This is a genomic window from Mesorhizobium sp. M0048 (assembly GCF_040323405.1).
Taxonomy (GTDB): domain Bacteria; phylum Pseudomonadota; class Alphaproteobacteria; order Rhizobiales; family Rhizobiaceae; genus Mesorhizobium.
Genome location: NZ_JAMYUV010000011.1, coordinates 1 through 17858, shown reverse-complemented (window position 1 = coordinate 17858; position 17858 = coordinate 1). Strand labels below are relative to the sequence as shown.

Below are 17858 nucleotides of genomic sequence, written 5' to 3'. Positions count from 1 at the left end.
TCCGCGACCAGCGTAGCGCCCAATCTCGATATCGCGCCATCGCGACCCCTGACCAGGGGAGCAGCCATCGGCATCTTTCTCTTCAAGCTCGAAAAAAAATCTGCAGGACAATGTCGATTTCCTAAACTCCGTTCGTCGTTTCGCTGCCGGTCGGTGAGGCCGGCTCAAACAAGGAGACAGACGATGCGTGTGATGGTGCTCGTGAAGGCTACCGAGGACAGCGAAAAGGGCTTTCTCCCGACGCCCGAGGCGAAAGAGGCGATGGAGGCGATGGGCAGATTTAACGACGAGCTGCGCAATGCCGGCATCTTGCTCGACGCCGACGGCCTCAAGCCCTCCTCGCAGGGCAAGCGCGTTGCGTTCGATGGTCCCCGCCGGACGGTCATCGACGGGCCTTTCGCCGAGACCCGCGAACTGGTCGCCGGTTTTTGGCTCTGGGAAGTCAAGGACATGGACGAGGCGGTCGCCTGGGTGAAGCGCTGCCCCAATCCCATGCCGGGACCGAGCGAGATCGAAATCCGGCCGCTGTACGAGATGGCTGATTGGCAATGGGAATCTGACGCCGGAGGTCACGGAAATCCGTGACCGGACGCGCGAGAAGCGCAGCGGCAACTGAACCTGTCGGCCGCAACCTGCTTGCCTCCATTGTGGCTTTGGCCGACAAGGCGGCATGACCGCAGGCGAGACGCACCAGGCGATCGAGGCGATTTTTCGCATTGAACGGGCCCGGCTCATTGCGGGCCTGGCCCGCCTCGTGCGCAATGTCGACCTTGCAGAGGAACTGGTGCAGGACGCCCTGGTCATAGCCCTCTCCGAATGGTCCAGGACCGGCGTTCCGGCCAATCCCGGCGCTTGGCTGATGACGGTCGCCAAACGCCGCGCCATCGACGCGATCCGTCGCGACAAGATGCGCGAGCGCAAGCATGAGGAGATCGCCCGGGAGCTGGACGGCGAGTGCGACCGTACGGCCGAGGGAAACGAAATGGCCATGAACGACGATCTTGGCGACGAGCTGCTGGGCCTCATCTTCACAGCCTGCCACCCGATACTTTCGGCCGACGCTCGCGCAGCGCTCACGCTGCGTGTCATCGGCGGCCTGACGACGGACGAGATCGCCCGTGCTTTCCTGTCGAGCGAGGTGACGATCGCCCAGCGCATCGTCCGCGCGAAGAGGACGATCGGAAAGGCGGGGCTTAGCTTCGAGGTGCCGCGCGGTGCCGAGCGTGCAGTGCGTCTTTCCTCGGTGCTGGAGGTCATCTACCTCATCTTCAATGAAGGCTATGCTGCCACGGCCGGCGACGACCTTGTCCGGCCGGGCCTGTGCCTGGAGGCACAACGGCTGGGCCGCATGCTGGCGGGTCTGATGGCCGAGGATGCCGAGGTGTTCGGTCTGCTGGCTCTGATGGAAATCCAGGCATCGCGCCTGCCCGCACGCATCGGGCCGGACGGCGCCCTCTCGACCCTGACTGAGCAAAACCGCGCACGCTGGGACCAACTGTTGATCCGCCGGGGCCTTGACGCGCTGGCCCGTGCCGAAGCTCTCGGGGGCGATGGCCCCTATGTGTTGCAGGCCGCGCTTGCAGCCTGTCACGCGCGGGCGCGCAGTCTGGCCGATACCGACTGGCCCCGCATCGCAGCGCTCTACGACCGGCTACGAGCAGTGATGCCCTCGCCGGTGGTCGATCTCAATCGAGCGGTCGCCCACAGCATGGCCTTCGGGCCTGAAGCGGGCCTGCGGCTGGTGGACGAGATTGCCGACGCCGCCGCCTTGCGCAATTATGCGCCATTGCCGGCGGCGAGGGGCGATTTTCTGTTTCGGGCCGGCCGGCTGGCCGAGGCCCGCGCCGAGTTCGAGGCTGCGGCCAAGCTCACCCGCAACGCGCGCGAAGCGGCCTTTCTCCTCGCCCGTGCAGACGCTTGTGGTTGACAGCATCGCTCTGCGTGCCCGACGCGCCGCTAGGGCAACATCGAAAGCCGCCAGTTCGCTCCCGGCCAGCTCCCTTCAATGAGCGTGATCAACTCGCAACGCAGCTTGGGTATATTCATTTTGGAGGAGAGGCCCTGATCATGCCAGCAACTGCGTCGGTACGCCGAGAATCGGTCCTGCCTCGGCGAGCCGCTGGTCGAGGGTCCACACTGTGGCGCCATGCTCCGATGCCGTCGCGAGGTGCAGGGCGTCGCCAGCACGAAGCCCGAGCATATGCTGATCGGCGAATTTCGCGGCGACCTGAAAATGCCCGCCCGTCACCGGCAGCACGGTGAAGCTCTCAGCGACCAGCTTATTGAACATCGCGAGCGCAGCCGCGCGCTGCTCCAAGTCGATCTGTCCGGTCCGAAGCTTGATCGCCATGGCGGAGGACATCTCGGTGATGGTCCAGTCGCTGATCACAAGTTGCGCTGGGTCCTGCTCCGCCAGCCAGCCCTGAACGCGCGCGGTCATGGCTTCGTTGGATAGCGCCGCGACGATCAGCGAAGTATCGAGATAGGACATCAATAGCGATCGCCATCTCGCATCGATCGCACCAGATCGGCGGCAGCCTGAGCCTGCAGAGGCATGGTTGCGGTCAGGGATTGGAGCAGGACGGCGTCGATCCGTTTGCGAGGGCGGGCCACGGCCGTGAGCCTGGCGACCGGCTTGCCACGCCGGGTTATGTCGATCGAGTCTCCAGCCTCGACCCGGTCGATGAGCTCACTCAGATGTGCCTTGGCGTCCGCCAGATTGACCGCGCCCATGTCAGCTCCTGACCATGTAGATGGTCATATAGCGCATTACGTGTGACAATTCCAGTGCACGGCGAATGAGCAACTGGCTGCGTGAGCGAAGCAAGTGACCGCTCCTGCAACGAGAATTATGCCGCTTCCCGCTTGACTCACACATATCCCGGTGGTTATGCATCGATCAATAGCCGAAGGGTTATCTATCCCAATGCCAAACGCTCACGATGTGCTCTTCAGAACGCTTGCCGATCCGACTCGGCGCGCTATTTTTGAGCGACTGTGTCGCGAGGGAGAGCAGACAGTCGGCGCGCTGACGGCTCAGGCCGGGATCTCGCAACCGGCCGTGTCGAAACATCTCGGGGTTTTGCGGCGGGCGGGGCTGGTGCGCGACCGCCATGCGGGACGGCAGACCCATTATAGCGCGCAGCTTGCGGCGCTTGCCCCCTTGATCGACTGGACAAGTCAGATGACCGGGTTCTAGCAGAGCCGGTTCGACGACCTCGAGGACCTGCTCAAAAGGATGGACCAGTGAACGAAATAGCGACCGAAACGCTCTCCGTCATTGTCGAACGGGAAATCGCTTATCCGCCCGAGAAGATCTGGCGCGCGCTCACGCAACCACACTTGATCGAGGAGTGGCTCATGAAAAACGACTTCAAACCTGTCGCGGACCACCGTTTCAACCTTCACGCGGCCTGGGGCTCTGTCGAATGTCAGGTCCAGACGGTCGAGCCTAACAGAACGCTGACTTACACGTGGGATACCAAGGATCTCAAGAGTGTCGTCTCCTGGACGATCACCCCCACGAGCATCGGCGCCCGCTTGCGTATGGAACAGTCGGGCTTCCGGCCGGATCAGCAGCCTTACTTCCGGGGTGCCAAAGTCGGCTGGCCGAGGTTCTTTGACGATCTGGAGCAGGTTCTTGCGCGAACGGACTGAGATCCGCCTGCGCTATTCAAGCAAGGGCTCTGTTACAGGGCGGCAGATGGCGGAGCGATAATGGAGGCAAGCCAATGAAGATCAAGTTGACCAAAGTATACGTGGATGACCAGGAAAAGGCTCTGGGTTTCTACACCGAAACGCTCGGCTTTACCAAGAAGGCCGATTTCAGCAATGGGCCGTTTCGCTGGCTGACCGTCGCATCACCCGACGAGCCGGACGGTGCCGAGCTGCAACTCGCGCTCAATGACAACCCCGCTGCAAAGACCTACCAGCAAGCTATTTTCCAGCAGGGCCAGCCCGCGGTCATGTTCTTCACCGATAACGTCAAGGAGGACTACGAGCGCATCAAAGCGCGCGGCGCCAAGTTCACCATGCCGCCGACCGAAGTAACCGGCTCGATCATAGCCCAGCTGAACGACAACTGCGGCAATCTCATTCAAATCACACAGCTGGCGCGCTGGTAAGGCACGCATTCAGTGGCGTGGCTGCCCGGCGGGAGCCGCCAAACGGGCCGCCCGATCCGCTCGGTTCGTCTTCAGAGGAGGTCTCAATGGATTGGAACAAATGGGTTCGGCAGATCCACCGCTGGCTGTCGATCATCTTTGCGGCGGTCGTCGCCGCCATCTTCATCAGCCTGGGAGTAGGCAAGGAACCCTCCTACTGGGTATACCTCATGCCGCTGTTTCCACTCGGCTTGCTCCTGCTTACCGGACTGTACATGTTCGTGCTGCCTTACGCGCCCAAGCGGCGCAGCGCGGGGGGCACCGGCGCATTGGAGTGAATGCATGGCCAACAAGACGTCCATCAAGTCATCGGCGGTCGCGAAGAAGTCCGCCGCCAAGCCTGCAGCCGCCAAGCCGGTCCTCCTCGCAGGCGGCAACCCGCAGATCCCGAAGGGTGATGGTGACGCTCCTGTGCAGGCCTACATCGCGGCCATGCCGGGCTGGAAACGCGACGTCGGGCGTCGCCTCGACGCGCTCATCGTGCGCAACGTCCCTGACGTGCGCAAGGCTGTCAAATGGAACTCGCCCTTCTACGGCGTAGAGGGTCAGGGGTGGTTCCTCAACTTCCATTGCTTCACAAAGTACATCAAGCTGGCTTTCTTCCGCGGCGCGTCGCTGCGTCCCGTCCCACCCGGTGAGTCCAAGCACAAGGACGTGCGCTACCTCGATATCTACGAGGACGACCTGCTCGACGAAGCTCAACTCGCCGACTGGATAAAGCAAGCCAGCCAATTGCCAGGCGAGCGAATGTGAGTGGAATGCCAGTCATCCCGGCAAATCCGGTGCCGACTAGCGGTATTCATGTGACGGGCGAGCGGCAACAACCAAGGGAAAGCGACAATGATGATGAAGAGTGACTCAATGGAAAGAAGTGCAGACAACTCTCCCTCTCAGCTGATCGATGCGAGGATCAGCGAGCTGGGCGATTGGCGAGGCAAGACGCTTTCCCATGTCCGCGCCCTCATCAAGCAGGCCGACCCGGAAGTGGTCGAGGAGTGGAAGTGGCGAGGCGTTCCGGTGTGGTCGCACGCCGGAATAATCTGCACTGGCGAGACCTACAAGAACGTCGTGAAAGTGACCTTCGCAAAGGGCGCCTCGCTGCAGGACCCTTCCGGCCTGTTCAACTCCAGCCTCGAAGGCAACACCAGGCGCGCCATCGATATCCGTGAGGGCGAAGACATAGATGAGAATGCGTTCAAGGCGCTGATACGCGCTGCTGCCGCCCTGAACACGGCCCGATAGTCAGCTCCGGCCGATATGGTCGGCTAGCGGGCCGAGAGCGGCGAGCACGGCTTCGCCGGTGGCTTGCGTCGCGTTCTCATGCGGCGCGCGCAGATTCAGCCAGCGTCTGTCGCCGGACCGTACCGCCAGCACTGCCTTCATCGCAGTGATGAGGCCGGCGTCCTGGATGATTTGGCGGAACGCCCTGATGGCGGCATCCGCGTCCGTAGTGTCCTCTCCCGCCAGCACTGCGTCGTAGAGGGCCCGGATCGCTGCGGCATTCAGATTGACTGTCGCCGAGATGCAGCCGGCAGCACCGTTGGCGAGGCCTTTCGTCAGCTGTGCTTCCGAACTCGGGAACACCGCGACCCTTGGGGCTGCCGCAATGACCGCCGCGGTGTTGTTCCAGTCGCCGGCGCTGTCCTTGTAAGCCACCACGACATCGGGAAACGCTTCGCTCAATCGGGCGGTCAGCGCCGGGCTCACCGCTACGCCGGAATTTTGCGGGATGTGGTAGAGGATCATCCTCATCGCCGGGTTCGCCACCCGTTCGATCAGCTCGCCATAATAACGGGCCTGACCGGTGTCGCCGGCGGCCGTATAGAAGAACGACGGCAGCACCATCACCCCGGCACAGCCGAGCCCGACGGCATGCGCGGTCAGCTCGACAGTCTCGGCAAGTGCTGTGACACCGGTGCCGGGCATAAGCCGGCTTGGCGAAATGCCGGCCTCGACCAGCCACTCCAGCGCCTGCATGCGCTCGCGCAACGAGACGGACAACGCCTCGCCCGTGGTGCCGAACGGCGACAGGAAATGCGCTCCCTGATCCAGCACCCACTTGGCGTGTGATATCCAGAGGTCGCGGGCAATGCAGCCGTCGTTTTCGAACGGCGTCAGGATCGGTGCGATGGTTCCTTGTGGGCGGATCATGTGCGTCCTTCTACGGGTGAAAATCTGTGCTGTGCTCAAAGCCGGCATCAAAATGTCGAGCAAGCTACAGGAAGCAGTGTTGCTGAGTACCGGCCGTTCGACCTCGAAAGCAAGCGGCTCGCGCATAAGCGCGCGATTGTGATCGGGCGGCGGTTCTGAGGCTCTCGAGGTAAGCACTTGTCACGGGACAACCGCGTCCGGCCGAAAGGGGGGTGACAAACGAGTTCTGCTGTTTCATCAATGCCGCCTTTTGAGGAGAAGCCCATGCGGAGGATCGGTGTCGGCATTATCGGCTGCGGCAACATTTCGGATGCCTATCTGAAGGCATCGCCGCAATTCCCGGTGCTCGACATTATCGGCGTCGCCGACATCAACCGGGCGGCAGCCGAGGCCAAGGCAGCGGCCTACGGCCTGGCTGCGATGCCGGTCGACGCGCTGTTGGCCGATCCGCGCGTCGAGATCGTGCTCAATCTGACGACGCCGCAGCATCATGTGCCGGTCGGCCTGCAGGCTGTCGGGCAAGGCAAGCACGTCTATTCCGAGAAGCCGCTGGCAACGACGCTCAGCGACGCCGAGCGGCTGGTCGCGGCCGCGCGCGAACAGGGCGTGCGCGTCGGCTGCGCACCCGACACTTTTCTTGGCGGCTCCCACCAGACGGCGCGGCGCCTGGTCGATGAGGATGCGGTTGGAACCATCGTCGCCGGCTCTGCCTTCATGCAGGTGCCCGGCCACGAGCTCTGGCATCCCAATCCGAATTTCTACTATCAGCCCGGCGGTGGGCCGATGCTCGACATGGGACCGTACTATCTGACCTGCCTAGTCAATCTCCTGGGTCCGGTAAAATCCGTGACCGGACAGGCGAAGTCATCCTATCCCACCCGCATCATCGGTTCCGGACCGCGCCAGGGCGAAACCATCCGGGTCGAGGTGCCGACCCATATTTCCGGCCTGCTCGCATTCGAGAACGGCGCGGCGGTTTCGATCACCACCAGCTTCGACGTCTGGAAGCATGAACACAATCACATCGAACTTTACGGGACCACCGGCTCGATGATCGTCTCCGATCCCAATCAGTTCCAGGGCGACATCAGGACCAGCCAGCGCAAGGGCGACTGGACGGTGGCCGATCAGATCCATTCCTATGGCGACGGCAATTACCGGGGCCTCGGCCTCGCCGACATGGCGCAGGCGATCGTCTCGGGCAGGCAACACCGCGCCAGCCTCGATCTTTCCCTCCATGTCCTGGAAATCATGGAATCGATCATCTCTTCAGCAGAGACAGGGCGGCGTATCGACCTGAGATATGGCTGCGCGCGGCCGGCGCCAATGCACGCCGATCTACCTTTCGGAATTCTGGAATAGGGGATGACACGATGAGCAAGACGGCACTGATTTTCTGGGGCGGCTGGGAAGGCCACACGCCGGCCCGTAGCGCCCACATCGTCAAGGAGATGCTGGCCGGCAACGGCTTCGACGTGCAGCTGGAGCAGGGGACTTCGGCGCTTGCCGATCCGCAACTGGGCAAGCTCGATCTCATTGTCCCGGTGATCACCATGTCGACGATCGAAAGGCCGGAACTGCAAAACCTGACCAACGCCGTCGGGGCCGGCACCGGCCTTGCGGGCTTTCACGGCACGATGTGCGACAGCTTCCGCAACGAGCCGGAATACCAGTTCATGACCGGCGGCCAGTGGGTCGCCCATCCAGGCAGCATCATCGACTATCACGTCGATATCACCATGCCAGACGATCCGGTCATGCAGGGCATCGACGGCTTCGCCTACCGTTCAGAGCAGTATTACATGCATGTCGATCCGACCAACGAGGTGCTGGCGACGACTACTTTCACCGGCGAGCATCTCGATTTCATCGCCGGCGTCGTCATGCCGGTTGTCTGGAAGCGCCGCTACGGCAAGGGCCGCGTCTTCTACAGCGCACTCGGCCACACCGCCGACGAGTTCGCAGTGCCGCAAATGCGTACGATGTTCGAGCGCGGCATGCTTTGGGCCAGCCGAAACCCGGATCTTGCGTAGCCGTTCAATCTGAACGCCACGTATCGTTGTAATCTCTAAGGGCGGCCGCCCGAACGCGGACACAGCACTGGGCTGCGGCAAGCAATTGACTGCCATGGTGGCATCCAATAGACAGCAGTCTCGTCGGGGAGCCGTAGCTGGAGGTCGAATGGAGCAGACGTGGCGATGGTTTGGCCCGAGCGACGCGGCAACGCTTGCCCATGCCAGGCAGGCCGGCGCGACCGGCATCGTGACGGCATTGCACGACATTCCTTACGGCGAAGTCTGGCCGATCCACGCCATCAGGCAGCGCCAGGCGCTTATCGAGGCGGATCAGGCGATGGGCCTCAAATGGAGCGTCGTCGAGAGCGTGCCCGTGCACGAGGACATCAAGCTCGGCCGCGGCGATCTCGACCGGCTCTACGACAATTTCAGGCAGACCTTACGCAATCTCGGCGCCTGCGGTGTGCGCACCGTCTGCTACAACTTCATGCTGATCCTCGACTGGACCCGGACCGACCTGGCTGCGCCGCTGCCGGGCGGCGGACGGGCGCTCCGCATGAACATGCACGAGCTTGCCGCGTTCGATTGTTACATGCTGCAGCGCAAGGGATCTGAGCGCGACTATGCGTCCGATGTTCTCCAGCGGGCAAGCGAATGGTTCGAGGCGACGCCGGATGCGTCAAAAGAGCGTCTGCTTGCCAACATCATGGCCGGCCTGCCGGGCGCCTTCAAGCGCTATGACATAGCGGAATTGCGCGAAGTGGTGGCCGAGCAGTCTAGCCTGTCTCACGACCGGCTGCGCGAGAATCTCGTCCGTTTTCTCGAACACGTGCTGCCGGCGGCCGAAGAGGCGGGCGTCACGTTGGCGATCCACCCGGACGATCCGCCGCGCGATCTCGTCGGCCTGTGCCGGATCGTCAAGAACGCCGACGACATCGCCTTTATCCTGGATGCGGTGCCATCGGCCCATAGCGGCCTTACCTTGTGCACGGGGTCGCTGGGCGCCAATCCGGCCAATGACGTGCCCGCCATCGCCAGGCGCTTTGCGCACAAGATCAACTTCGTGCACCTGCGCAACGTCAGCAAGGATCCGGACGGGTCGTTCATGGAGTCCGAGCATCTGAACGGGGATGTCGACATGGTTTCGGTGGTCTCGATCTTGCTCGACGAGCAGCAACGCCGCCGCGACGCCGGGCAACCGGCGCTGCTGCCGTTTCGCCCGGATCACGGCCACGAGCTGATCGATGACGCCACGCGGCACACCCATCCCGGCTACCCCGTGATCGGCCGTCTTCGCGGCCTTGCCGAACTGAGAGGCGTAATGACGGCGATTGCCCATCAGCGCGGTTATAGGCTGCAATGAGGGCGCCCCGCCTGCTCTGCGTCGGCGCGCTCACCTACGACACGATCTTGCGCCTCGATGTCCTGCCGTCCGGCGCCGGCAAGTTCCTGCCGAGCGAGGCCGTGCAGATCGCCGCCGGCATGGCGGCAAGTGCCGCCGCGTCGGCAAGCCGCCAGGGCGGGCAGGTCTGGCTATGGGCAAGCGTCGGCAACGATGCCGTCGGCCGCCATGTCATCGCCCAGATGGCGGCGGAGCGGGTCGACTGTTCGTTGGTGCGCAGGGTTGAAGATGGCCGCTCGGCCATTGCCACGATCCTGGTCGATGCCGCCGGCGAGCGCATGATTGTGCCCTTCTACGATTCCGTCACGCAAGCCGATCCGGACCGTCTTCCGCCCGTGGATTTTTCCCGCTTCGACGCCGTCCTGGTCGACGTTCGTTGGCCCGGAGCCGCCGCGATGGCGCTGGCGAAGGCCCGCGAATGCTGCATTCCGGCGATCCTCGACGCCGATATTGCGTCGCGACCGGTGCTCGACCGATTGCTGCCGCTCGCCTCGCATGTCATTGCTTCGCTGCCCGCGGCGCGTATCCTTTGCGGTCCAGAGGTTTCCGCCGGTTCCGCCGTCGCTATTCTGGGCGAACGGACCGGCGCCTTCGTCGCGATCACCGATGGGGCGAACGGCACCGCGTTCCAGCACCCGAGCAGCAATGATGTCCGTCATCTGCCGTCGCCGCGAGTCGAAGCCGTCGACACGCTGGCGGCGGGCGACGTGTTTCACGGCACCTTCGCTCTGGGGCTGGCTGAAGGTTGGGATGAGGAGCAGGCCATAGCAGTGGCAAGCGCCGCCGCTGCGCTGAAGTGCCTGCGTTTTGGCGGACGGCTCGGCGCGCCGACGCGCGCGGAAACACTGGCCTTCATGCAAGGATCGACATGACGCCGAATACGCTCGGGCCGGCTCAGCGAAAAGGGTACGTCATACGTCGCTGATCGACTACCATGGCAGCCGCTGCAACTGTTCGTGGGAGGAGAAATGGCTGAGTTCAAGAAACGCGCACTGGTCACCGGGGCGGCCATGGGCATCGGCCGTGCTGTCGCCGAAAGGCTGGCCCAGCAAGGTGTCGACCTGATCCTCTTCGACCGTGTGGGCGATCAGCTGGACGAGGTCGCGGCGCAGCTTGCGGCGCGCGGCGTGACCGTGCACACCGTGCTCGGCTCGACCGCCGACACCGAAGCCTGCGGCCGCGCCGTCGAGCTTGCCCGGTCCGCGTTCGGCGGGCTCGACATGCTTTCCCACAATGCCGGCATCCAGCGTTACGGAACGGTGGAGACCACGGACGAGGCGCTTTGGGACGAGGTGATGAATGTCAACCTCAAGGCTGCCTATCTGCTCTCCCGCGCGGCGATGCCGCTGCTGCGGCAAAGCCGCGGCGCCATCGTCCATATGAGCTCGGTGCAAGGCCTGGCCAGCCAGGAAGGGGTTCTGGCCTACAGCACGGCCAAGCACGGCTTGATCGGGCTGGTCAAATCCATGGCCGTCGACTATGCGCCGCTCGGTGTGCGCGTCAATGCCGTGGCTCCGGGCGCGGTCGACACGCCGATGCTGCGGGATGCGGTCAAGCTGAACGATAAGCCCGACGAGATCATGCGCATCCTTGACAACATGCATCCGCTCGGCCGCACCGCCCAGCCGCAAGAGATTGCGGCCGTCGTTGCCTTCCTGCTGTCCGACGATGCCTCCTTCGTCACCGGCGAAGTCGTGCGCGTCGATGGCGGCCTGCTGGCGCGCATCGGCGGTTCTCCGCGCAAGGAATAACATCGGCGCTGCTGCTTGCGCAGCCATTTCATGAACGGCTTGAAGCTGCCGAGCCTTTAAGGGAATTGCCGATGGCAAGGCTTTTGGGAATGCGGACCATCACCGAGGGGCGGCTTGGCGAAACCGGCCCCGGCGCTTCAGTCGCGGCGAGGACGTTCGAGGTCCTGCTCGACCAGATCCTGACCTTCCGCCTGAAGCCGCACGAGCTGATTTCCGAAAAGGCGATGTCGGAAGCCCTCGGCGTGAGCCGCACGCCGGTCAGAGAGGCGCTCGCCCGGCTGGCCGGACTTGGCCTGATCGACATCTATCCGCAGCGCGGCAGCATGGTGGCGCCGCTGCGGATCGCCGATCTCGAGAAATCGCAGTTCCTGCGCGAAGCGCTTGAAGTCGGCCTGGTCAAGCGTGCGGTCGAGAGCCCGCGCCGCGCCGAACTGCTCGCCATGCTCAAAGGCGAACTGGCGGTCCAGGAGACGTTCGCCTCCATCTCGGACGACAGGCGCTTCTTCAAGTCGGACGAGCTGTTCCACCAGCACATTGCCAGCCATGCCGGCTTCCCCGGAATCTGGGCCGACATCAGCGCGGCGAAGCTGCACATGGACCGTTTCCGCTTCCTGTCTTTCCCGCGCCTCGACAGCATGTCGGTGGTTCTCGGCCAACATCGGCGGATCGTCGATGCGCTCGAGCAGGCCGACGCATTTGCGGCGGAAGAGGCGATGCGAACGCATCTTCGCCGCATCTTCGAGGTGCTCGCAATCGTCCGGGAACGCTATCCTCATTATTTCAAGGCACCGGCTCGGCTGGAAAGAGGACAGAAGCGGCTGCCGGCGATCTGCCCGAATGACAACCATTCGCGCGACGGAGCGAGGAGGAATGACGACGTGGAAACGTGAAACCAGCCGCTCAGTCCAGGCCTGAGCCTTTCTTCGGCGCTTCCGGAGGCAACTTGGCCTTGCTGCCGGATTTGTCGGAAGTTGGCTTGGCTTCGCGATTCTTCGCCTCGCCGCCTTGCTCCTTGCGGAGCTGCTTTTCTATCGTCGATCGCGATCCTTCCGCAGGGTCCTGTTCGGGATGGCTTTCCCAAGCCGTCATGTCAGCTCCTATCCATTCTGGTCTATTGCATGTGGCGAGGGCTGAGTTTCGCCACCAGTGCTGGTCCTGTCGCGCCCAAGCATCAGCCATGCGGCGAAGAGCACGACCAGTACGACCACGATCCAGGCGACGAGACGAGGCATTGGGGCTCACTTCCCCCGCCGCTTGCTGCCGCGCACCTCGGGATCGGAGCCGGTCTCAACCGTTGGATCGGGCACGACCGGACCGCGTTCGGCTTCGGAGCCCTCAGCTTCGATCTCCTGCACGGCCTGGTCCCAATGCTCGCGCTCGCGTCCTTGCGGACGGCCTTCGCGCTCCCATATCTCATGGGCCCGCTGCCTGATACGCTCTTCCTTGTCCATGACCTTTGCCTCCTGATATCCCTAATCCGGCGATCGAAGGTTTGTTCCGCGTTGCCAGGCAGTTCCCGACGGTTCAGTTGACGTGACCACCAGGCGCCCTAGATGAAATTGTACGCCGAGGTCGCCTGGTGCCGGGGAGAACAATCGTGTGGCAGCAACGCTACAAACACGTATTGTAGATGCCATTGCAGCTATTGGTCTTCGACCGGACCGGCTGTGCCTGTTGCTGACAACGTTTGTGCTGACGGCATGCTCGCCTTCCGACCAGATCGAGCAGCAGTCGAAAACCGCGGCTTCGGCCGCACAGACCGCATCGCTGGTCCTGGGTGCCTGGGCCGCCGGGGCAGCCCCTTCGACATATACGTCGCGCACGTTGCAATCGGTCGGCAAGGCGCTCGTCGATGCCGGTGCGCAAATCCAGTCCGCCAAGTCGACTGAGCCCAGCGAGCAAGCCGGTCTGACGGCGGTAATCGGACAGCTGTCGGCGGCGGTGACACGCGCCGCGACGGCGGTGCAGGACGGCAACCGATCGGAGGCGGAACAGGCGCAGCAGGATATCCAGGCTGCCACCGCCGCCCTGAATGCATCCTACGCCAAACATTTCGCGCCGAAACCATGAAGAAGCTGCTCGAAATATCGCTGGGCATCGTCACCAGCGTCGGTGGCTTTCTAGAGGTCGGATCGATGGCAACCGCCGCACAGGCGGGTGCAGCGTTCAGGTTCCAGCTGATCTGGGCCGTCCTCCTGGGCACGATCTGCATCATCTTCCTGGTCGAGATGGCCGGCCGCTTCGCCGCCGTCAGCCATCACACCATCGCCGACGGGATTCGGGAACGGTTTGGCTTCACCGCCTTTCTGTGGCCGTTGCTTGCGACTTTGCTGGTCAACTTCATGGTCATGGCAGCCGAGATCGGCGGTGTCGCCATTGCGCTTGAGCTCGCCACCGGCATCGGCTTTCAGTGGTGGGCCCTGCCGGTCGCTTTTCTGGCATGGCTGTTCCTCTGGAAAGGCACGTTCGGCTTCATTGAAAAGGGCGTCTCGATCCTCGGCCTGGTCACGTTGTGCTTCGTGGTCGGCGCCGTCATGCTGAAGCCCGATTGGGGGCAGGTCGCGGCCGGTGCCGTCCCCACTCTGCCCGAGCACGACGCGGCCAATTACTGGTTCATGGCGGTCAGTATTCTTGGTGCGTCGGTCTCGCCCTACCTGTTCATGTTCTATTCGTCGGGAGCCATCGAGGACCAGTGGGACAAGAGCTATCTCGGGACCAATCGGGCCATTGCCGGATTGGGAATGAGTTTTGGCGGCACAATCTCGATCGGCGTGCTGATCGTGGCGGCGCTCGTGCTGGCAGCGCACGGCATAGAGCAGGTCGACGACTACCATCAATTGCCGCTGATGCTGATCCAGATCTTCGGTTTCTGGGGATTCGTCCTGTTCGTTGCTTCACTAGGCATAGCCTGCTTCGGCGCTGCGCTCGAAATCGGGCTGCAGCAAGCGTACTTAGTGGCGCAGGGTTTCGGCTGGACCTGGGGCGAGGACCTGAAACCGCGCGACGATCCCGGCTTCAGCACCGTCTACACGGTCTCGCTGTTTCTCGCCGCCATTCCGATCGCCCTGGGTCTCGATCCGCTGAAGCTAACCATCTTTTCCATGGCGCTGACGGCCGCCAGCCTGCCGCTGACCGTGGTGCCGTTCCTTTTCCTGCTGAATGACGAGCGTTATGTCGGCGAGCACCGCAATGGCATGATCGCGAATGCCGCGGTCATCTTCATCATTGCGCTCGGTTTCGTGCTCGCGATCGTGACCATTCCTTTGCAGATATTCGGAGGCACGTGATGGATTTGCTGCGCGACATCCTGGACAAGCAAGTGGTTGACCGTGAGCAGGTCAAGATCGGCAAGGTGGACGGGCTGGTAGCCGAGGTCAGGCCGGGCAAGCCACCCAAAATCGTTGCGGTCGAGCTCGGCTCGATCACGCTAGCGCGTCGGCTTGGCGAGCGATCCGGGCGCTGGATGGCGCGCCTTGCGGCAAGGCTCGGCGGCAAGCGCCATGCCGAACCGCACCGCATCGCCTGGAACAAGGTGCGCGACATCGGCGTCGACATCGAATTCGACATCGACGTGCGTGAAACGGCGATTTTCGACTGGCAGGATTGGCTGCGCGACCATGTCATAAGGCGTATCCCGGGAGCCGGATGATGGCCACCGTCAACCTTGAGCAATTGGCAGGCAGAAATGTGCTTTCGCAGCGCGGCAAAAGCATCGGCCATATCGAGGAGATACGCGCCGAACCGGATGGCGACGACCTCGTGGTTACCGAGTACCACGTCGGCATCCACGCGGCGTTCGAGCGTCTTTCCGCTTCGGCCATCGGCACGGCGGTCCTCGAAGTCTTTCGACTGCGCAGTCACGACAGCATGTACCGCATTCCCTGGGACAAGCTCGACATCTCCGACCCGACGCAGCCGCGACTGTTGTGCGCGATGGAAGAACTTTCCGCTATGAAGGGCAGTATCGAGGGCGATAAACCGGAATGAACGACACTTTCCCGCCGTCGGAGAATGGGGTTCAGTGAAAGTCCTGGTTACCGGCGCCACCGGCCTGATCGGTGCCTCCGTCGTGGCACGCCTTCTTTCCGAAGGGCATGAGGTAATCGGATTGGTCCGCAGCCCCGGTGCAAACCGGGCCGGCAATTACCAATTGCTGGTGCTGGACATGGCGGTGGCGCTGCAGCCCGAAGACTGGCTACCGCATCTCAGGGGTGTCGACGCCGTCGTGAATTGTGCCGGCGTTCTCCAGGACAGCCCCCGTGAAAAGACGCGCGAAGTCCATCGCGATGCGGCGGTCGCACTCTTTCTCGCCTGTGCGCGGGCAGGGGTTGCCCGGGTGATCCACTTCTCGGCGATCGGCGTCGATCGGGCGCAGCCTTCGGCGTTCTCGGCGACGAAACTGGCCGGGGACCAGGCGCTTATGACGCTTGATCTGGATTGGGTTGTCCTGCGCCCGTCCGTGGTGCTCGGCCGGCCGGTGTTTGGGGCCAGCGCATTGTTTCGGGGTCTCGCTTCGCTGCCAGTGCTGCCGTCCATGCCCGGCACCGGCCGGCTCCAGGTGGTACTACTCGACGATGTGGTCTCAACGGTCATTTTCCTTCTCGATCCCGCCAGTCCGTCTCGCGTCGTGCTGGAACTTGTCGGTCCCGAACAACTGAGCATGGACGAGGTCGTCGGCAGTTATCGCCGGTGGCTCGGTTGGGGTCTGGCAGCCAGGTTTGTCTTGCCGACGGCTGTTGCAAGGCTTCTCTACCGCCTAGGCGACCTTGCCGCGATGTTCGGCTGGCGTCCACCGATGCGCACCAACGCGGCCAGGGAGATCGCCCGAGGAGCGGTTGGAGATCCCTCGGACTGGACCGCCGCGACTGGCATACGCCCGCAAACCCTGGCGGGCTTCCTCGCGCTCAATCCGGCAACGGTGCAGGAGAAATGGTTTGCCCGGCTGTATTTCATCAAGCCGGCGATCTTCGTCGTCCTGCCCGTCTTCTGGATCATGACCGGAATCGTGTCGCTGACAACCGGCTACGGCAGCGGCGTCGATCTGATGCAAGGCACGGGCGCCGGCATCTTGTCGGCACCGATCGTGATCGCCGGCGCTCTTGCCGACATCGCCATCGGCGTGCTCATAGCCTGGCGGCCGGCGGCGCGAAAAGGCCTCTATGGCGGCATCGCGCTCTCGCTTTTCTATCTGGTCGTCGGAAGCTTCCTGAGCCCCGATCTGTGGAACGACCCGCTTGGGCCGTTCCTTAAAGTGCTGCCGATCCTGGTGCTGCACTTTGTGGCCTTGGCAGTGCTGGAGGAGCGTTGATGCTCTATTTCCTGCTGAAATTTCTGCATGTTATCAGCGCATCTGTGCTGCTCGGCACCGGCGCCGGCATCGCTTTCTTCATGCTGTTCGCCCACAGGACCGGCAATGCCGCGACGGTTGCGGCGGTGGCGCGTATCGTCGTCGTCGCCGACTTCCTTTTCACAGCGACGGCCGTGGTCGCGCAACCTTTGACCGGAGCCGCGCTCGCCTGGCAGGCAGGCTACTCGCTGTCGGAGGGCTGGATCGTACTTTCGATCGCGCTCTATATCTTCACCGGAATGTTCTGGCTCCCGGTCGTCTGGATGCAAATGGAGATGCGCAAGCTGGCATCGCAAGCCGCCGCTGCAGGCGCGCCGTTGCCGCCATGCTACCATCGGCTGTTCTGGTTGTGGTTCGCCTTCGGCTTCCCTGCCTTCGCTGCCGTGCTCGGGATTTTCTGGCTGATGATCGCGCGGCCTGCGATCGAGTGGTAGGTCGCAGGCAGGTCCCACTGCGATAATGCCCAGTCAAAGCGCTGCGGAAAATTCCGGCCCCTGCACCGCGAATATCTGCCGGAGCGGACGTGCGTCTCGACCTGTAAGTCGCACCGGAGTCCGGTCTCGTATCATTTCCAACCGCGCGCTCACCCCCATCGGCACAGGACAAGATCCCGTCTTGAGGCTGGTTAGGCTTCGCTTACAAAAAGATGACGCCTGAGGGGAACACGGGAAGCACATGCAAGTTCGGTGCGCAGTGGAGGAGATTGCGCCATGAACAGTGTTATTTATCTCATCGGCCTTGTCGTCGTCGTGCTTGCGATCCTCTCCTTCCTCGGATTCCACTAGGAGACACCATGCAGGACAAAGACGATCAAGGCCGTCAGACGGCCGATTTCGAGACAGCCAGAAGCGAGCTTTCGGAAAGACTACAACGGGAAAAGCAGACCGCGACGGAAGCGCTCCACGATGCGCGTGACGAGATCACCAGGAAAGCCGGAGATTACGCATCGGAAGCAAAGCAAGCATTGTTCAACAAGGCGGAGGGAACGCAGCGCGACATGAGCGCCAGTCTCAAGGCCTTCAGCGGCGC

25 protein-coding genes and 1 pseudogene are annotated in these 17858 nt (G+C 63.0%); 21 read left to right on the top strand and 5 right to left on the bottom strand.

The features are described 5' to 3' along the window. Nucleotides 1-183: 183 nt before the first annotated feature. A complete protein-coding gene (locus NKJ84_RS13440) occupies nucleotides 184-585 on the top strand; it encodes a YciI family protein (protein WP_352475767.1) in 402 nt (133 codons plus the stop codon). Between the two features lie 85 nt (nucleotides 586-670). Continuing rightward, nucleotides 671-1927, top strand: a complete 1257-nt coding sequence (locus NKJ84_RS13435; protein WP_352506831.1) for an RNA polymerase sigma factor — start codon at nucleotides 671-673, stop codon at nucleotides 1925-1927. Between the two features lie 138 nt (nucleotides 1928-2065). On the opposite strand, the gene NKJ84_RS13430 is transcribed toward NKJ84_RS13435, so the two are convergent. Beyond that, nucleotides 2066-2491, bottom strand: coding sequence for a type II toxin-antitoxin system VapC family toxin (locus NKJ84_RS13430; protein ID WP_352506830.1), 426 nt, complete (start codon nucleotides 2489-2491; stop codon nucleotides 2066-2068). Continuing rightward, nucleotides 2491-2733 carry a type II toxin-antitoxin system Phd/YefM family antitoxin gene (locus NKJ84_RS13425; protein WP_352475764.1) on the bottom strand — a complete coding sequence of 81 codons (243 nt, stop codon included), beginning with the start codon at nucleotides 2731-2733 and terminating at the stop codon, nucleotides 2491-2493. The genes NKJ84_RS13430 and NKJ84_RS13425 overlap by 1 nt, the downstream gene beginning before the upstream one ends. Before the next feature lie 193 nt (nucleotides 2734-2926). Between NKJ84_RS13425 and NKJ84_RS13420 the strand changes: the two genes are divergently transcribed. The 6 genes from NKJ84_RS13420 (at nucleotide 2927) to NKJ84_RS13395 (ending at nucleotide 5405) form a co-directional block, all read left to right on the top strand. After that, nucleotides 2927-3199: an ArsR/SmtB family transcription factor gene (locus tag NKJ84_RS13420; protein WP_352506829.1), complete on the top strand. Its 273-nt coding sequence runs from the start codon at nucleotides 2927-2929 to the stop codon at nucleotides 3197-3199. 47 nt (nucleotides 3200-3246) lie between these two features. After that, nucleotides 3247-3657 carry an SRPBCC family protein gene (locus NKJ84_RS13415; RefSeq protein ID WP_352506828.1) on the top strand — a complete coding sequence of 137 codons (411 nt, stop codon included), beginning with the start codon at nucleotides 3247-3249 and terminating at the stop codon, nucleotides 3655-3657. Nucleotides 3658-3731: 74 nt separating this feature from the next. Beyond that, on the top strand, nucleotides 3732-4124 hold the full coding sequence (locus NKJ84_RS13410) for a VOC family protein (RefSeq protein ID WP_352506827.1): 393 nt from the start codon (nucleotides 3732-3734) through the stop codon (nucleotides 4122-4124). 86 nt (nucleotides 4125-4210) lie between these two features. Next, nucleotides 4211-4441 (top strand): hypothetical protein, encoded by a 231-nt coding sequence (locus NKJ84_RS13405; RefSeq protein WP_352506826.1) that lies wholly within the window; start codon nucleotides 4211-4213, stop codon nucleotides 4439-4441. A gap of 4 nt (nucleotides 4442-4445) precedes the next feature. Then, nucleotides 4446-4916 carry a DUF1801 domain-containing protein gene (locus tag NKJ84_RS13400; RefSeq protein WP_352506825.1) on the top strand — a complete coding sequence of 157 codons (471 nt, stop codon included), beginning with the start codon at nucleotides 4446-4448 and terminating at the stop codon, nucleotides 4914-4916. 90 nt (nucleotides 4917-5006) lie between these two features. Continuing rightward, nucleotides 5007-5405, top strand: coding sequence for a DUF1801 domain-containing protein (locus NKJ84_RS13395; protein ID WP_352506910.1), 399 nt, complete (start codon nucleotides 5007-5009; stop codon nucleotides 5403-5405). On the opposite strand, the gene NKJ84_RS13390 is transcribed toward NKJ84_RS13395, so the two are convergent. After that, nucleotides 5406-6314, bottom strand: coding sequence for a dihydrodipicolinate synthase family protein (locus NKJ84_RS13390; protein ID WP_352506824.1), 909 nt, complete (start codon nucleotides 6312-6314; stop codon nucleotides 5406-5408). 264 nt (nucleotides 6315-6578) lie between these two features. Here NKJ84_RS13390 and NKJ84_RS13385 point away from each other — a divergent pair, with 264 nt between their 5' ends. The 6 genes from NKJ84_RS13385 to NKJ84_RS13360 all read left to right on the top strand — a co-directional run bounded on the left by NKJ84_RS13385 (nucleotide 6579) and on the right by NKJ84_RS13360 (nucleotide 12372). Further along, the gene (locus NKJ84_RS13385) at nucleotides 6579-7676 is read left to right on the top strand and encodes a Gfo/Idh/MocA family protein (RefSeq protein ID WP_352506823.1); all 1098 of its coding nucleotides are present in this window, start codon (nucleotides 6579-6581) and stop codon (nucleotides 7674-7676) included. Between the two features lie 11 nt (nucleotides 7677-7687). Then, nucleotides 7688-8347, top strand: coding sequence for a ThuA domain-containing protein (locus tag NKJ84_RS13380; protein WP_352506822.1), 660 nt, complete (start codon nucleotides 7688-7690; stop codon nucleotides 8345-8347). Between the two features lie 148 nt (nucleotides 8348-8495). Further along, entirely contained in the window at nucleotides 8496-9692 is a 1197-nt protein-coding gene (uxuA, locus tag NKJ84_RS13375; protein WP_352506821.1) for a mannonate dehydratase, read from the top strand. Then, nucleotides 9689-10603: a PfkB family carbohydrate kinase gene (locus NKJ84_RS13370; RefSeq protein WP_352506820.1), complete on the top strand. Its 915-nt coding sequence runs from the start codon at nucleotides 9689-9691 to the stop codon at nucleotides 10601-10603. The genes uxuA and NKJ84_RS13370 overlap by 4 nt, the downstream gene beginning before the upstream one ends. Before the next feature lie 96 nt (nucleotides 10604-10699). Beyond that, entirely contained in the window at nucleotides 10700-11482 is a 783-nt protein-coding gene (locus NKJ84_RS13365; protein ID WP_352506819.1) for an SDR family NAD(P)-dependent oxidoreductase, read from the top strand. A 71-nt stretch (nucleotides 11483-11553) separates the two neighbouring features. After that, entirely contained in the window at nucleotides 11554-12372 is an 819-nt protein-coding gene (locus NKJ84_RS13360; RefSeq protein WP_352506818.1) for a GntR family transcriptional regulator, read from the top strand. A gap of 10 nt (nucleotides 12373-12382) precedes the next feature. Here NKJ84_RS13360 and NKJ84_RS13355 read toward each other — a convergent pair whose 3' ends face one another. Beyond that, nucleotides 12383-12571 carry a hypothetical protein gene (locus NKJ84_RS13355; RefSeq protein WP_352506817.1) on the bottom strand — a complete coding sequence of 63 codons (189 nt, stop codon included), beginning with the start codon at nucleotides 12569-12571 and terminating at the stop codon, nucleotides 12383-12385. A 149-nt stretch (nucleotides 12572-12720) separates the two neighbouring features. Further along, the gene (locus NKJ84_RS13350; RefSeq protein WP_254818839.1) at nucleotides 12721-12933 is read right to left on the bottom strand and encodes a DUF2934 domain-containing protein; all 213 of its coding nucleotides are present in this window, start codon (nucleotides 12931-12933) and stop codon (nucleotides 12721-12723) included. Between the two features lie 223 nt (nucleotides 12934-13156). On the opposite strand from NKJ84_RS13350, the gene NKJ84_RS13345 reads away from it, so the two are divergent. The 7 genes and pseudogenes from NKJ84_RS13345 to NKJ84_RS13315 form a co-directional block, all read left to right on the top strand. After that, nucleotides 13157-13552: a hypothetical protein gene (locus tag NKJ84_RS13345; RefSeq protein ID WP_352506816.1), complete on the top strand. Its 396-nt coding sequence runs from the start codon at nucleotides 13157-13159 to the stop codon at nucleotides 13550-13552. Further along, nucleotides 13549-14769, top strand: a complete 1221-nt coding sequence (locus tag NKJ84_RS13340) for an NRAMP family divalent metal transporter (RefSeq protein ID WP_352506815.1) — start codon at nucleotides 13549-13551, stop codon at nucleotides 14767-14769. The genes NKJ84_RS13345 and NKJ84_RS13340 overlap by 4 nt, the downstream gene beginning before the upstream one ends. After that, nucleotides 14769-15131, top strand: coding sequence for a hypothetical protein (locus tag NKJ84_RS13335; protein WP_352475750.1), 363 nt, complete (start codon nucleotides 14769-14771; stop codon nucleotides 15129-15131). Before NKJ84_RS13340 ends, NKJ84_RS13335 begins: the two co-directional genes overlap by 1 nt. Continuing rightward, entirely contained in the window at nucleotides 15131-15469 is a 339-nt protein-coding gene (locus tag NKJ84_RS13330; protein WP_352506814.1) for a hypothetical protein, read from the top strand. The genes NKJ84_RS13335 and NKJ84_RS13330 overlap by 1 nt, the downstream gene beginning before the upstream one ends. A gap of 34 nt (nucleotides 15470-15503) precedes the next feature. Then, on the top strand, nucleotides 15504-16790 hold the full coding sequence (locus NKJ84_RS13325; RefSeq protein WP_352506813.1) for an SDR family oxidoreductase: 1287 nt from the start codon (nucleotides 15504-15506) through the stop codon (nucleotides 16788-16790). Next, nucleotides 16790-17263, top strand: a complete 474-nt coding sequence (locus tag NKJ84_RS13320; RefSeq protein WP_352506812.1) for a DUF2269 family protein — start codon at nucleotides 16790-16792, stop codon at nucleotides 17261-17263. Before NKJ84_RS13325 ends, NKJ84_RS13320 begins: the two co-directional genes overlap by 1 nt. 359 nt (nucleotides 17264-17622) lie before the next feature. Then, nucleotides 17623-17858 (top strand): annotated as a pseudogene (locus NKJ84_RS13315) (hypothetical protein); the annotation flags it as partial.

What these genes read in the sequence shown, in the direction of transcription:
- NKJ84_RS13405 (WP_352506826.1), top strand. Translation starts at nt 4,211, where the DNA reads ATGGATTGGAACAAATGGGTTCGGCAGATCCACCGCTGGCTGTCGATC.
- NKJ84_RS13390 (WP_352506824.1), bottom strand. Translation starts at nt 6,314, where the DNA reads ATGATCCGCCCACAAGGAACCATCGCACCGATCCTGACGCCGTTCGAA.
- NKJ84_RS13425 (WP_352475764.1), bottom strand. Translation starts at nt 2,733, where the DNA reads ATGGGCGCGGTCAATCTGGCGGACGCCAAGGCACATCTGAGTGAGCTC.
- NKJ84_RS13365 (WP_352506819.1), top strand. Translation starts at nt 10,700, where the DNA reads ATGGCTGAGTTCAAGAAACGCGCACTGGTCACCGGGGCGGCCATGGGC.
- NKJ84_RS13400 (WP_352506825.1), top strand. Translation starts at nt 4,446, where the DNA reads ATGGCCAACAAGACGTCCATCAAGTCATCGGCGGTCGCGAAGAAGTCC.
- NKJ84_RS13360 (WP_352506818.1), top strand. Translation starts at nt 11,554, where the DNA reads ATGGCAAGGCTTTTGGGAATGCGGACCATCACCGAGGGGCGGCTTGGC.
- NKJ84_RS13435 (WP_352506831.1), top strand. Translation starts at nt 671, where the DNA reads ATGACCGCAGGCGAGACGCACCAGGCGATCGAGGCGATTTTTCGCATT.
- NKJ84_RS13395 (WP_352506910.1), top strand. Translation starts at nt 5,007, where the DNA reads ATGATGAAGAGTGACTCAATGGAAAGAAGTGCAGACAACTCTCCCTCT.
- NKJ84_RS13420 (WP_352506829.1), top strand. Translation starts at nt 2,927, where the DNA reads ATGCCAAACGCTCACGATGTGCTCTTCAGAACGCTTGCCGATCCGACT.
- NKJ84_RS13320 (WP_352506812.1), top strand. Translation starts at nt 16,790, where the DNA reads ATGCTCTATTTCCTGCTGAAATTTCTGCATGTTATCAGCGCATCTGTG.
- NKJ84_RS13410 (WP_352506827.1), top strand. Translation starts at nt 3,732, where the DNA reads ATGAAGATCAAGTTGACCAAAGTATACGTGGATGACCAGGAAAAGGCT.
- NKJ84_RS13350 (WP_254818839.1), bottom strand. Translation starts at nt 12,933, where the DNA reads ATGGACAAGGAAGAGCGTATCAGGCAGCGGGCCCATGAGATATGGGAG.
- NKJ84_RS13335 (WP_352475750.1), top strand. Translation starts at nt 14,769, where the DNA reads ATGGATTTGCTGCGCGACATCCTGGACAAGCAAGTGGTTGACCGTGAG.
- NKJ84_RS13385 (WP_352506823.1), top strand. Translation starts at nt 6,579, where the DNA reads ATGCGGAGGATCGGTGTCGGCATTATCGGCTGCGGCAACATTTCGGAT.
- NKJ84_RS13340 (WP_352506815.1), top strand. Translation starts at nt 13,549, where the DNA reads ATGAAGAAGCTGCTCGAAATATCGCTGGGCATCGTCACCAGCGTCGGT.
- NKJ84_RS13380 (WP_352506822.1), top strand. Translation starts at nt 7,688, where the DNA reads ATGAGCAAGACGGCACTGATTTTCTGGGGCGGCTGGGAAGGCCACACG.
- NKJ84_RS13370 (WP_352506820.1), top strand. Translation starts at nt 9,689, where the DNA reads ATGAGGGCGCCCCGCCTGCTCTGCGTCGGCGCGCTCACCTACGACACG.
- uxuA (WP_352506821.1), top strand. Translation starts at nt 8,496, where the DNA reads ATGGAGCAGACGTGGCGATGGTTTGGCCCGAGCGACGCGGCAACGCTT.
- NKJ84_RS13430 (WP_352506830.1), bottom strand. Translation starts at nt 2,491, where the DNA reads ATGTCCTATCTCGATACTTCGCTGATCGTCGCGGCGCTATCCAACGAA.
- NKJ84_RS13355 (WP_352506817.1), bottom strand. Translation starts at nt 12,571, where the DNA reads ATGACGGCTTGGGAAAGCCATCCCGAACAGGACCCTGCGGAAGGATCG.
- NKJ84_RS13330 (WP_352506814.1), top strand. Translation starts at nt 15,131, where the DNA reads ATGGCCACCGTCAACCTTGAGCAATTGGCAGGCAGAAATGTGCTTTCG.
- NKJ84_RS13440 (WP_352475767.1), top strand. Translation starts at nt 184, where the DNA reads ATGCGTGTGATGGTGCTCGTGAAGGCTACCGAGGACAGCGAAAAGGGC.